At 68.5% G+C, this 13,173-nt stretch carries 11 protein-coding genes; 9 read left to right on the top strand and 2 right to left on the bottom strand.

Translation table 11 applies throughout. The features are described from left to right. Window position 1 precedes the first annotated feature (1 nt). Together LC066_RS07730 and LC066_RS07725 are read right to left on the bottom strand one after the other, a co-directional pair. The gene (locus LC066_RS07730) at window positions 2–1,129 is read right to left on the bottom strand and encodes an FAD-binding protein (RefSeq protein ID WP_224898151.1); all 1,128 of its coding nucleotides are present in this window, start codon (window positions 1,127–1,129) and stop codon (window positions 2–4) included. 55 nt (window positions 1,130–1,184) lie between these two features. Then, complete coding sequence (locus tag LC066_RS07725) at window positions 1,185–2,639, bottom strand: FAD-linked oxidase C-terminal domain-containing protein (protein WP_224897733.1); 1,455 nt, start codon at window positions 2,637–2,639, stop codon at window positions 1,185–1,187. 138 nt (window positions 2,640–2,777) lie between these two features. Between LC066_RS07725 and LC066_RS07720 the strand changes: the two genes are divergently transcribed. The 9 genes from LC066_RS07720 to LC066_RS07680 all read left to right on the top strand — a co-directional run bounded on the left by LC066_RS07720 (window position 2,778) and on the right by LC066_RS07680 (window position 13,151). Further along, window positions 2,778–3,515, top strand: coding sequence for a DUF599 domain-containing protein (locus LC066_RS07720; protein ID WP_222477316.1), 738 nt, complete (start codon window positions 2,778–2,780; stop codon window positions 3,513–3,515). Window positions 3,516–3,709: 194 nt separating this feature from the next. Further along, window positions 3,710–5,152 (top strand): flavin-containing monooxygenase, encoded by a 1,443-nt coding sequence (locus tag LC066_RS07715; RefSeq protein ID WP_224897731.1) that lies wholly within the window; start codon window positions 3,710–3,712, stop codon window positions 5,150–5,152. 9 nt (window positions 5,153–5,161) lie between these two features. Beyond that, the gene (locus LC066_RS07710) at window positions 5,162–6,196 is read left to right on the top strand and encodes a DUF5591 domain-containing protein (protein ID WP_222477313.1); all 1,035 of its coding nucleotides are present in this window, start codon (window positions 5,162–5,164) and stop codon (window positions 6,194–6,196) included. Beyond that, complete coding sequence (locus tag LC066_RS07705; protein WP_224897729.1) at window positions 6,193–7,176, top strand: hypothetical protein; 984 nt, start codon at window positions 6,193–6,195, stop codon at window positions 7,174–7,176. Before LC066_RS07710 ends, LC066_RS07705 begins: the two co-directional genes overlap by 4 nt. 228 nt (window positions 7,177–7,404) lie before the next feature. After that, window positions 7,405–8,889, top strand: a complete 1,485-nt coding sequence (locus LC066_RS07700) for a 4-hydroxyphenylacetate 3-hydroxylase family protein (RefSeq protein WP_224897727.1) — start codon at window positions 7,405–7,407, stop codon at window positions 8,887–8,889. Window positions 8,890–8,891: 2 nt separating this feature from the next. Further along, window positions 8,892–10,073, top strand: a complete 1,182-nt coding sequence (locus tag LC066_RS07695) for an amidase (protein ID WP_224898149.1) — start codon at window positions 8,892–8,894, stop codon at window positions 10,071–10,073. Beyond that, window positions 10,070–10,951 carry a polysaccharide deacetylase family protein gene (locus LC066_RS07690; protein WP_224897725.1) on the top strand — a complete coding sequence of 294 codons (882 nt, stop codon included), beginning with the start codon at window positions 10,070–10,072 and terminating at the stop codon, window positions 10,949–10,951. The genes LC066_RS07695 and LC066_RS07690 overlap by 4 nt, the downstream gene beginning before the upstream one ends. After that, a complete protein-coding gene (locus LC066_RS07685) occupies window positions 10,948–12,408 on the top strand; it encodes an amidohydrolase family protein (RefSeq protein WP_224897723.1) in 1,461 nt (486 codons plus the stop codon). The genes LC066_RS07690 and LC066_RS07685 overlap by 4 nt, the downstream gene beginning before the upstream one ends. Next, a complete protein-coding gene (locus LC066_RS07680; protein ID WP_224897721.1) occupies window positions 12,405–13,151 on the top strand; it encodes an Asp/Glu/hydantoin racemase in 747 nt (248 codons plus the stop codon). Before LC066_RS07685 ends, LC066_RS07680 begins: the two co-directional genes overlap by 4 nt. The last annotated feature ends 22 nt before the right edge of the window (window positions 13,152–13,173 follow it).

Here is a 13,173-nt window from a genome sequence, read left to right as displayed (position 1 = left end):
GTCAGGCCCCTTCCATCAGGCCGGGATTGAGGAGGCCCCTGGGGTCGAACTTCGCCCGCAGGCCGGCCTCCAGCCGGGCAATCGGCGCCGGGCGCGGCTGGAACATCGGCACCTGCGCGCGCAGGGCCTCGCCTGCGCGGATCAGCGTGGCATGACCGCCCCGCGTGGCGCATTCGGCGCGGATCGCGGCGGCGCCCGCGTCGCCCTCTTCCGGCACGCGCAGCCAGATCAACCCGCCGGACCAGTCCAGCAGGGCCTCATGATCCACCCCCGCGCCCGACAGCCGCTCCAGCAGCCCCGGCGCCTCGGTGGGTTTCACCGACAGCTTCCAGACCGCGCCCGGCTGCCCGGCGAAGGGCGAAACGTCGCGCAAGGCCTGCCACAGGGCCGCGCTCTCCGCGCCCTCGACCACGTCCCAGCCGCCGCCCAGGGCCGTGTTCAGGGCGCCTGCGCGATAGGCGACCGAACCGGCCAGCCCCTCGACCCGCAACCGCGTCTGGCCCCCGGCCCACCCGGCACCGCTGACGTCATAGGGGGTGCCCATGGCGCGGCACATGTCGGTAACGGCCTGCGCCACCCCCTGCCCCGCGCGCACCAGCGTGGCCTCCGCCTGGGGCCGGGCCAGCACCTTCAGGCTGACCTCGGTCAACACGCCCAGCGTCCCCCAGCTGCCCGCCAGCAGCTTCACCAGGTCATAGCCGGTGACGTTCTTCATCACTCGCCCGCCGTTCGACACGACCTCACCGGCACCGGAGACAAACCGCACCCCCAGCAGGTGATCGCGGCAGGCGCCGACCTGCACCCGGCGCGGCCCCGAGACATTGGCGGCCACCACGCCCCCGATGGTCGGCTCCCCCCCGGTGCCCAGAAGCGCGCGGTGATCCATCGGCTCGAAGGCCAGGCGCTGGCCCTTTTCGGCCAGCAGCGCCTCGACCTCGGCCAGGGGCGTCCCCGCCCCCATCACCAGCGTCAGCGCGCCCGGCTCGTAAAGACGCACGCCCGACAGCCCGCCGGTCTCCAGCACCTCGCCCGCCAGGGGCACCCCCCGCGTGCCCCCGCCCCGCACCGCCAGCGGCGCGCGGGCGGCCCGCAGCAGCTCGGCCAGTTCGGTCTCCGTCCCGGGTCTCATCATCCGAAAGCTCCAAATACTCTGGGGGCCAAATACTCTGGGGGGAGGGGCGCCGTCAGGCGACCCGGGGGGCAAGGCCCCCTGCCCGGCGCGAGGCCGAGACCTCCAGCGGGAACACCTTGGCCGGGTTCAGCAGCCACTTGCCGTCGAAGACATCCTTCACCCGCATCTGCGCCTCCAGATCGGCCGGGCGATACTGGTGGCCCATCAGGTCGCGTTTCTCGATGCCCACCCCATGTTCACCGGTCAGGCAGCCGCCGACCTCGACACAGAGCTTCAGGATCTCGGCCCCCAGGGCCTCGCACAGCTCCAGCTGGCCTTCCTGGTTGGCGTTGAACAGGATCAGAGGGTGCATGTTGCCGTCGCCCGCGTGAAAGACATTGGCCACGTCGAGACCGTACTCGCGGCTCAACTCGCCAATACGGCCCAGCACGCGGGGCAGTTCGGTCACCGGGATCGTGCCGTCCAGGCACATATAATCGTTGATCTGCCCCATGGCGCCGAAGGCCGACTTGCGCCCCAGCCAGATCCGCGCGCTTTCCTCGGCCGAGCCGCTTTCGCGCAGCTCCACCGGATCGTGGCGGCGGGCGATGGCTGTGATGATCTCCAGCTGCTCGGCAATCTCGGCCCCCGATCCCTCGACCTCGACGATCAGCAAGGCCTCGCAATCGGGATAGCCCGCGCCGGAGAAGGCATCTGTGGCGCGGATGCAGGGGCGGTCCATGAACTCGATCGCCACGGGCAGCACGCCCGCCTCGATGATGTCGCTGACGCATTGGCCCGCCACCTCCAGGCTGTCGTAGCCGATCAGCACCGGCCGCGCGCCCTCGGGTTTCGCGAGGATGCGCAGCGTCGCCTCCGTCACCACGCCCAGCTGCCCCTCGGACCCGCAGACGAGGCCCAGCAGGTCCAGCCCGGCGGCGTCCAGATGCGCGCCGCCCAACTCGATCACCTCGCCCTCCATGGTGACCATCGTGACACCCAGCAGGTTGTTCGTCGTCACCCCGTATTTCAGGCAATGCGCCCCGCCGGAGTTCATGGCGATGTTGCCGGCGATGGCACAGGCCAGCTGGCTGGAGGGGTCGGGGGCGTAGAAGAACCCGTCGGCCTCCACCGCGCCCGAAACGGACAGGTTGGTGCGCCCGGTCTGCACCCGGATGAACCGGTTGGCATAATCGGTTTCCAGCACCGCGTTCATCCGCGCCACGCCCAGGATCACGCAATCCGCCGTGGGCAGGGCCCCGCCCGCCAGCGAGGTGCCCGCGCCGCGCGGCACCACCGGAACCCCCATCTCGTGACAGATCCTCAGCACCGCCGCGACTTCCTCGGTGGAGCTGGGCAGCACGGCGCAGAGGGGCGGGCAGCGATAGGCCGTCAGGGCGTCGCATTCATAGGCGCGGGTCTCGGCCGGGTCGTCGATGACGGCCTGCGCGGGCAGCACCTTGCGCAGACGCGCCACCAGCGCGGGTTTCTTCGACAGGACCGCCGCATCGGGCGCTGGCATCTGCATGGCTCTCCTCCCCTTGGTCCGCGGATCGCTGGCCCGGGAATATCAGGATTGGTAAGATTTTTGAACCAATTTCTTGCCAGAAATATCCAGCGCCATTTTTCGATAGCCAGACGCCGCGTCCCACGGCTAGGTAGCGGCATGACGATGAGCGATGTCCTGACCCTGTTTTCCACCGCAGACGCCGCCGCCGTGGTGCTGATCCTGGCCGGCTGGCTGGGGATCGGCTGGCGGATCGAACACCCCGGGCCGCGCCCCTCGGTGTCGATCCTGATGGCCGAGAACCGCCGCGAATGGCTGCGCATGACGATCGAACGCGGCAACCGCATCGTCGACAGCCAGATCCTGGGCATGCTGCGCGCCAACAGCTCCTTCTTTGCCTCCTCCACGCTGATCGCCATCGGCGGCACTTTGGCCCTCCTGGGCAATTCCGACCAGCTGCGCGGGGTCGTCAGCGACCTGGGCGTGATCGACCGCAGCTCCGAAGTCTTCTGGGAAATCAAGCTGATCCTGGTGTTGCTGTTCATGGTCAACGCCTTCCTGAAGTTCGTCTGGGCCAACCGCCTGTTCGGCTATTGCGGCGTGTTGATGGGCGCGATCCCGAACGAACCGACCGATCCGCGCGCCATGCCGCGGGCGCAGAAGGCGGCGCAGATCAACATCTTCGCCGCGCGCAGCTTCAACCGGGGGCTGCGGTCGATCTATTTCGCCATGGCCGCGACCGGCTGGTTCCTGGGCCCCTGGGGCCTGCTGGCCGCGACCCTGACCACCTGCGCCATCCTGTGGCGTCGCGAGTTCGCGTCGCAGTCGCGGGAACTGTTGCTGACCCGCGACATGGACCCGGCAGAGGCGCCGAACGGGCCCGACAGCCCGGCCTGAACGGTCACGAAATAGGCAGGGCGGCGGACAGGGGCGCGGTTTTTCTTTGCTCCACTGGCAAAGCGCGCCAAGGGCGCTGACCGGCGGGTCGGAACGTGGAAATCTGACAGGCAAAGGCCGTGGCAACCGGAAAATCGGGTCCGGCCGTGCGGCGCCCCTGCGCGGGGCGTCAAACGTCCTGATCAGGAGTGTCCATGTCAGACCCGCTGAATGCGCTGGCCGCGGCCGCGCAGGCGCAGATTGATGCGCTGTCCTATCCCCGCAGACCCTGGGTCACGCCGCGCCAGTACAAGGGCCAGCCGGTGCTGGACGTGGCGATTGTCGGCGGCGGCCAGTCGGGCCTGTCGATCGCCTTCGGCCTGATGCGCGAGAATGTCACCAATATCCGCCTCTATGACCGCAACCGCCCCGGCGAGGCTGGCCCCTGGACCTCCTACGCGCGGATGCAGACGCTGCGCACGCCGAAACACGTCTCCGGCCCCGAGATGGGCATCCCCGCCCTGACCCCCGAGGCCTGGTATCGCGCCCGCTACGGCGATGCCGCCTGGGAGGTACTGGACAAGATCCCGAAGGCGCAATGGCAGGACTACCTGGGCTGGGTTGCGGGCATTGTCGGCCAGCCGGTCTTTCACGGGGTGGAGGTCGTGGACCTGGAGCCGCTGGAGGGAGGCATTACCGCCATCCGCCTGCGCGACCGTGACGGGCACGAAAGCGTCGACTACGCCCGCGCCGTGGTGCTGGCGCCCGGCATCGAGGCCACCGGCGCCTGGGCGGTGCCCGAGTTCGTCCGCGACGCCCTGCCCGACACCCTTTACGCCCATACCGCCGAGACCATCGACTTTGCCGCCCTGGCGGGCAAGCGGGTGGCGGTGCTGGGCGGCGGCGCCTCGGCCTTCGACAATGCCGCCTGCGCGCTGGAGGCGGGCGCGGCCAAGGTGGATCTGTTCGTGCGGCGCCCGAAACTGCCGCCGGTGAACCCCTACCGCTGGATGGAATACACCGGCTTCCTGCGCCATTTCCCCGATCTGGACGATGCGACGAAGTGGGAGTTCATGCAGACCATCTTCCGCATGAACCAGCCGCCGCCGCAGGACACCTTCAACCGCTGCCATGTCTGGCAGAGCTTCGGCATCCATTACGACAGCCCCTTCACCGCCCTGGCGCACGTGGATGGGAAGGTGCAGATCGCCACGCCCCAGGGCAGCTTTGACGCGGATTTCCTGATCGTCGGAACCGGCATGGCCATCGACCCGACCCTGCGCCCCGAACTGGCCCGCCTGGCCCCCGGCATCGCCACCTGGGCCGATCGGTTTGCCCCCGCCGCCGGGCCCGAGGCCTACGGGCTGGGCGCCTATCCCTACCTGGGCGATGCCTTCCAGTTCCAGGGCCGCGATGCCGTCTCCGACGCCGTGCTGGCGCGCCACTACTGCTATACCTTCGCCGCCATGGTCTCCCAGGGCTGCTCCGCCGGGATCTCGGCGCTGAAGTTTGGCGCCGAACGGGTCGTACGCGGCATCACCCGCCAGCTGTTCACCGAGGACGCGGCCGATCATCTGGCGACCCTGCGCGCCTATGACGAGCCCGAGCTGCGCCCCGAAACCGCCCCCCTGCCCCATCTGACGCCGGAAACCATCTAGGAGGATCCCATGTCGAACCAGGTCATCGTCGAAGACAAGGCCGCCCGCTTCCTCCAGTCGCAGGAGAAGATCCAGGCGCCTTATGAGCTCGACCCAGAGCTGTGCCTTTATTCCCCCCAGGACAACATGGACTCGCTGTCGCATCCGCGCATTGCCGACTGGATCGAGTTCGTCACGGAACGCTACATGCCGCCCCTGCCCGAGGGCGGGCGCAAGGTGCTGCTGATGATGCCCTGCACGGCGACGAAACCCTATCCCTTCTCGACCGAACACCGGGCGATCAACCGCCGCCTGCATGACGAAGGGTTCCGTCCCGTCGCCCGCCAGCCCCTGGCGCAGGAGCTGTGCGCGCGACTGGGTCCCGACGATCCGCAGGAGCTGCTCGACGTGTCGATCCTCAGTGACGGCAAGGGCACCTACATTCACCGCGCGGTGATTTCCGAACCCATGGCGCTGGTCCCTTACGAGACGATCACCGGCTACGAGGGCAAGCCCTCGCCCTGCCATGCCTATGACGATCCGGGGCTTTTCGAGAAGCGCGGCAATGCCGTCTCGCCCTGGCGCGGGGACAGCACGGCGGTTCAGGTCGGCCCGTCGAAATGGGCCTGGGGCGACAATGAAAAACGCGCCTATGTCGAGATGCACAACGAAATGGCCCGCCTGCTGGCCAAGGCGATGGAACGGATCGGCGGATTCTACGACGCGCGCATTTCCTGGGTGGCGCCGGGGCTGACCCACCGGTCCTTCGTGCTGGAGAAGGGCGCGCGCAAGGCCCATGGCGTGCCGGCCTCGAAGAAGGTCGCGGGGCGCAACCTGGCCTTCATCGGCGCCAATGACCTGCTGCCCGATCCGCTGAAGATCACCTGCCTGCCCCTGGCCGAGGACTGCACCGACGCGATCGCGCGGCTGGCCAAGCGCCTGGGCACCACGCCCGACCGCGTCGGCAGCCACTGGTCGCGCGGCGGGGCGAACGCGACGCCGCTGGCCCTGCCGGAACTGCTGGACGTCTTGGTCGAGAACATCCTGGAAAAGGAAGACGCATGACCCTGTCGCTGACCATCGGCTCCTCCGACAACGACCGCCTGCGCCCGCTGATCAACGACGAGATCCGCATCGACGGGGTCGCGGCCACCTGGCACACCCACCCGGTGCAGGAACTGTTCAACCTGCAATGCGCGCGCCACGTCTACGACGCTGCCGAATATCCGCTGGCCACCTACCTGCGCGATCTGGAAGGGCCGCGCCGCTACTTGGCGGTGCCGATCTTCCCCTCGCGGCACTTCCGCTTTTCCTGCGTCTTCGTGAACCGCGCGGCGGGGCTGACCTCGCCCGCCGATCTGGCCGGCAAACGCGTCGGCATCCCGATCTGGGACATGGCCGCCGCCGTCTGGCTGCGCGGCATCTTCGACGAACATTACGGCCTGCCGATGCGCGCGCCCATCTACGTCACCAACGGGCTGGAGTTCGGCCGCAGCGGCGATGAGCACCCGCAGCAATACCCGGCGGATTTCGAGATCGTCCATGCCGATGACGAGGGCGGGCTGGCCCGGATGCTGGCCGAGGGCAAGATCGACGCGCTTTATACCGCCGCGGCGCCCTCGACCTGGGATCCCTTCGACCCCGATTGCCCGGTGACCCGCCTCTACGAGGACCCGCGCGAGACGGAAACCGCCTTCTATGCGAAGACCGGGATCCTGCCGCCGATGCACATCTTCGCGGTCAAGCGCACCATCGCCGAAGCCCACCCGGGCCTGACCCGTCGCCTGTTCACCGCGCTGAACGACGCGCAGCAGATGGCGCGTGACCAGATCTACCACTCCGGCGTGCTGAAGACGATGCTGCCCTGGCAGCTGGAGGCCCTGCTGGACACCGAAAGACGCCTCGGCCAAGGCTACTGGTCCGGCGGCTTCGCCCGCAACCGCGACACGTTGCAGGCGATCATCCGCTACATGGGCGAGGAAGGTCTGCTGAAGACCAACATGACCCCCGAAGACATGTTCGACGCCGACATGCTGGCGACCTGACCAGTGGCGCGGGCCGCATGGCCGGACCTGCGCCCGACGATGCCTGTCCCTGCGGGGCCGCCCCGCCGGGATTGACCCTGGAAAGTCCGCTTTCCACCCTGACCCGAGACCCGGAGCCTGACCCGAAAAAGGGCGATAGGAGACGGGGCCACGGACCCCAGACCACACCCCTTCCGCGGTGCATCGCAGGATCAGATTCCCCCTGCGCCGCCAGACCGGAGACCCAAGATGCCCAAGAACGGTGCCGACCACCTCGCCTCGCTTCAGGACGACCGCTGTATCTACCTCGACGGCAAACGCGTCGCGGATATCAACACCGACCCCGCCTTTCGTGGCGCCGTCGCTTCGGCCTGCGCGCTCTATGATTACCAGGCCGCGCCCGAGAACCAGGACCGGATGACATTCGCCTCGCCCAAGACCGGCAAGCGGATCAACAAGTCCTGGATGATGCCCACCACCCATGCCGAACTGGTCGAGCGTCGCAAGGCGATCGAGGAATGGTCGGCCCTGACCTGCGGCATGATGGGCCGCTCGCCCGATCACGTCGCCTCCACCTTCGTGGGCTTCCGCATGGGCCTGGACGTCTACGAGGCCGCCGACCCCAAACGCTCCGCCGCCCTGGCCGATTACTTCGACTACGTGCGCGACAATGACCTGTACCTCAGCTACGTCATCATCAACCCGCAGGCGGACAAGGCGAAATCCGCCGCCGGTCAGGCCGACCGCGACCTGGTCGCGCGCATCGTCGACGAGGACAGCGAAGGCGTGACGATCCGCGGCGCCAAGATGCTGGCCACCTCGGGCATCGTCGCGAACGAGATCATGGTGTCGGGCATCACGCCGCTGCAACCGGGCGATGAGGATTACGCCTTCACCCTGACGATGCCGCTTGGCACGAAGGGCCTGAAGATGCTGTCGCGCCGCAGCTACGAGGCCAGCGCCACCTCGACCTTCGACTACCCGCTCTCCGCCCGTTTCGACGAGAACGACGCCGTGGTCGTCTTCGACGATGTGAAGGTGCCCTGGGAACGGGTCTTCATGTTCCGCGACCTGAAGCTGGCGCAGGCGCAGTGGCACCAGACGCGCGGTCACGTCATGCAGAACTACCAATGCATGATCCGCCTGACGCAAAAACTTCACTTCCTGCTGGGCCTGGCGCGCAAGATCGCCGAGACCAACAACATCATCGGCTATCCGCAGGTACGCGAACAGCTGGGCCTGATCGCCGCCAAGGTCCAGAACATGGATGCCTTGGTGCTGGCGATGGAGGCGAAGGGCGAGCAATACGGGAAATACTACGTCCCCGACCGCTCGATCCTCGTCACCGCGCAGGTCATCGCCCAGACGACCTATCCGGAAGTGGTCGAGGCGATCCGCATCTTGTCGGGCGGTGGCATGATCATGGTGCCTTCGTCGGATCTCGACTTCGCCAGCCCCGAAACCGCAGACATCATCGGCCGCACGCAACGCTCGCCCGTGATGGACAGCCATGACCGGGTGAAGCTGATGAAACTGGCCTGGGACGCGGTCGGATCCGAGTTCGGCTCGCGCCACTTGCAGTACGAGATGTTCTACTCGGGCGCCCAGTTCGTGATCCGTGGCAACTCCTTCCGCTTCTTCGACTGGGACGAGGTGAAATCGCGCGTCGACGGCTTCATGGGCACCTATGACCTGGAGGTCGACAACCTGCTGGCCAAGGCGGCGGCAGAGTGAGCATGGACGCCGAAACGCTCCGCCGCGCAGCCTTCGTCGGCCATTCCCCGGCGCCCTTCCGGGCGGCGGAGACCGGCCCGCTGTCGGACCTGACCTTCGCCGTGAAGGATCTGTTCGACATCGCAGGCAGCGTCACCGCCTGCGGCAATCCCGACCGGCTGAAAGCTGGGGTGGTGGCCGCCGCCACAGCACCTGCGGTGCAGGTGCCGCTGGCCGCCGGCGCGCTCTGTCTGGGCAAGACCCATACCGACGAAGTCGCCTGCGGGATGTTCGGTGACAATGAGTTCTACGGTACCCCCATCAACCCCCGCGCGCCGTCCCGCGTGCCGGGGGGCTCTTCCTCCGGCTCGGCTTCGGCCGTGGCGGGGGGGCTGGTGGATTTTGCGCTCGGCACCGACACAGGCGGCTCGGTCCGCGTGCCGGGCAGTTTCTGCGGCATCTTCGGGCTGCGCACCACCTTCGGGCGGCTGTCGGTGGCGGGCGTCATGGCCATGGCGCCCAGCTTCGACACCGTGGGCTGGATGGCCCGCACGCCCGAGGTGATGTCGCGCGTGGGCGAGGCCTATTTCGGTGCCCCGAAACCCCTGTCGGCGACCCGGCTGATGCTGGCCCGCGATGCCTTCGCCATTCCCAATGCGCGGGTGGCCGAGGCGCTGGCGCCGCTGGCGCAGGCACTGACCACGACCGAGGTCGATCTGTATCGCGGCGGGGTCGAGCACTGGCTGGAGACCTTCCGCCCGCTGCAACTGGGCGACCTGCACGCCACCCTGGGCACCTGGGCGGCGCAGCCCGGGCGGCAGGTCTCGGCCTCCATCGCCCAGCGTATGGAACTGGCCAGCACCGTCACCGCCGCCGACATCGCCCCGGCGACGATCTGGCGCGATGCGCTGACCGGCTACATGGTGGACCTGTTGGGCGGCGACGGCGTGCTGTGCATTCCCACGGCCCACGACCTGCCGCCCGAAGTGGGGGGCGGTCTGGAACAGCTGATCGAGTTCCGCGAAAAGACCCTGGCGCTGACCTGCGTCGCCTCGCTGACCCGGCTGCCGCAGCTGAACATCCCCGCGACCACGGTCGAGGGCGTGCCCGTGGGCCTGTCCTTCATCGCCGGCCCGCGTGGCGAGGAACGGCTGCTGGCCATCGCCGCCGAGATCTTCGCGCAACTGCCAGAGGGCACCGCATGACGCGCGATTTCGTCGGATACGGGCGGGTGAAGCCCGACTTCCGTTGGCCCGGCGGCGCCGGTCTGGCGGTGGTCGTGGTGCTGAACTTCGAAGAGGGCGCCGAGCCTTCGATCCCCGACGGCGATCCGGCCACCGAGCTGGCCCTGACCGACGCCATCCCGGGCGAGGTGCCCCTGGGCCAACGCGATCTGGTGGCCGAAAGCCTGTTTGAATACGGCAGCCGCGCGGGGTTCTGGCGGCTGGCCGAGATGTTCGAAGATTTTGACATCCCCCCCACGATCGGTGCCTGCGCCCAGGCCCTGGCGCGCAACCCCGAGGCGGCGGGGTTCATCGCCGAAAAAGGCTGGGACATCTGCGCCCATGGCAACCGCTTTCAGCGCCATTTCCTGATGACCGAGGCCGAGGAACGCGCCGCCATCGCCGCCGCCGTCGAGGGCATCACCGCCGCCACGGGCCGCGCCCCCACGGGCTGGCAATGCCGCTATGCCGCATCCGAACGCACCCGTATGCTTCTAGCCGATCACCCCTGTCTGATCTACGATGCAGACGGCTATGCAGACGATTTACCATACTGGACCGAAGGTCGCCTGGTGGTGCCCCATACCTTCACCCTGAACGACAACCGCCTGGCCACCGCCAAGCTGCCGACGCCGGGCGATTTCCACGCCTACCTCTGGTCGGCCTTCCGGACCTTGCTGCGCGAAAGCGCCCGCTCGCCCCGGCTGATGACCATCTCGCTGCACAACCGCATCTCGGGCCAGCCCGCACGGTTCGAAGGCATCCGCAACTTCCTGGAAGAGGTCGCGGGCACCCCGGGCGTCTGGTTCGCGCCCCGCGCCGAAGTGGCCCGCCACTTTGCGCAGGTCTGCCCAAGATGACAGGCCTGGTTCTGACCGGCGGCCTCGTGGCATGCCCCCTGACCGGCGCGGTGACCGTCCGTGACGTGATCCTGCGCGACGGGGTGATCAGCGCGGACGCCGCCGGCCTGCCGCGCCGCGACATCAGCGGGCAGATGGTGATCGCCGGGCTGGTCAACGCCCATACCCATGGGCACGCCAACCTGAACAAGGGCGTGGCCGACCGCTGGCCGCTGGAGTTTTCCCTGACCTCGGGCGGCTGGATGGCTGCCGGTCGTGATGCACAGATGGTCTATGACAGTACCCTCTTGGGCGCCTGGGACATGCTGTCGAAAGGGGTGACGGCGGTCTATGACCTGGCCGTGGGGATGCCCGCCCCCGATCCCGACCATCTGGCCGCCGTGGCCCAAGCCTATGCCGACGCGGGCCTGCGCGCCGTTATCGCGCCAATGGTCGCCGACATCGGCTTTGCGGACAGCATCCCCGGGCTGGTCGAGACCCTGCCGCCCGAGATCGCCGCCAGCCTGAGCACCGCCCCGCAGGACCCCGAGGCCCTGCTGACCCGTATCGACAAGGGCATGGGCTTTGCCCTGCCGGAGGGGATCACCTGGGGCCTGGCGCCGACCATCCCGCACCAATGTTCCGAGGCCTTCCTGCGAGGCGCCGCCGACCTGGCCCGACGCCGGGGCTGGCGGCTGCACATGCATGTTGCCGAGAGCCGCCTTCAGGCCGAAGTGGCGCGCCAGCTTTGGGGCGGCTCGCCCGTCGACCGGCTGGAAAGCCTGGGCATTCTGGGCCCCGATTTCACCGCCGGTCACGCGATCTGGCTGGGCGCGCGCGACTTCGCCACCCTGGCGCGGCACGGCGCGTCAGTGGCGCATATCCCGGCGTCGAACCAGCGCCTGGGCGCAGGCGTGGCCCCGGTGCAGATGATGCGCGAGGCAGGGCTGACGCCTGGCCTCGCCACCGACGGGGCGAACTCGTCGGACGCCATGAACACGTTCGAGGCGATGCGCCATGCGACCAACCTGTCGCGTCTGTCCGAGACCACACGCGACCACTGGATCGACGCCGCCACCGCCTATGGGATGGCCACCCAAGGCGGCGCGGCCTGCATGGGGCTGGCGCCCTCGACCCTGCGCCCCGGCGCCCCCGCCGACCTGACGATCCTGTCCCTCGACACCCTCGCCTTCACCCCCCTGAACGATCCGGTGGTGCAGATGGTGACGGCGGAAACCGGCAGCTCGGTCACCTCGGTCTTCGTCGCGGGACGCGAGGTGCTGACAGACGGCCAGCCCCGTTTCGACACCCGCGCCTTGCGCGCCCGCATCGCCCGCCACATGCCTGCGCTGGAGGCTGCCCGCGCCGACCAGCGCGCCGCCGCCGAGGCCGCCCTGCCCCATATCCAGCAGTTTCTCGACACCCGGCCGAAACCCGACCTCGGCTTTACCCGCACCCTGCCCATGGACCCGTCATGACCCTGCCCTATCCCTACAGCGACCCCGCCAGCTATACCCGCATCGGCCATATCATGCCCTCGTCAAACACCTGGGCCGAGCCGCTGACCTATGCCCTGAGCATGCAGGAGGCGGCGCGCATCTCGAACCATTTCTCGCGGATCGTGGTGAAGACCCTGGCGCTGAACGAAAGCTCGGAAAGCCATTTCCAGTACGACCCGATGCTGTCTGCGGCGCGGCTTCTGGCCGATGCGCCGCTGGACGTGATCACCTGGAACGGCACCGCCGCCAGCTGGCGCGGCATCGACCAGGACCGCAAGCTGTGCGAGCTGATCGAGGCGGAAACCGGGATCACCGCGACCTCGGCCACCATCGGCTATTTCGATCTGTTCGCCGCGAAGAACTGGCGCAAGATCTCGCTGGCCGTGCCCTATACCGAGGATGTGACGGCGGCCATCGTCGAGAACTACACGCGGTCCGGCTTCGAGGTGGTGAAGGCCGTCTCGCTGGGCTGCGTGGCCAACGTCGACATCGGCGCGACGCCGCTGGATCGGATGCGCGCCCTATTGCACGAGGCCGCCGACGATGCCGCCGATTGCGTCGCGGTGGTCTGCACCAACTTCCCCGCCACGGCGCTGGCGGCGGAATACGAGGCCGAGACGGGGATCCCGCTGGCCGATTCCATCTCTGTCACCTATCTGGATGCCTGCCTAAAGGCCGGGGTGCGCCCCGCCATCACCGGCTGGGGTCAGATGTTCGACTGACGCGGGCCCCGTCGGTCCGAGG

This window comes from Pseudooceanicola marinus (genome assembly GCF_020177265.1).
Classification (GTDB): domain Bacteria; phylum Pseudomonadota; class Alphaproteobacteria; order Rhodobacterales; family Rhodobacteraceae; genus Pseudooceanicola; species Pseudooceanicola marinus_A.
This window is presented reverse-complemented; position numbering and strand designations above follow the sequence as displayed.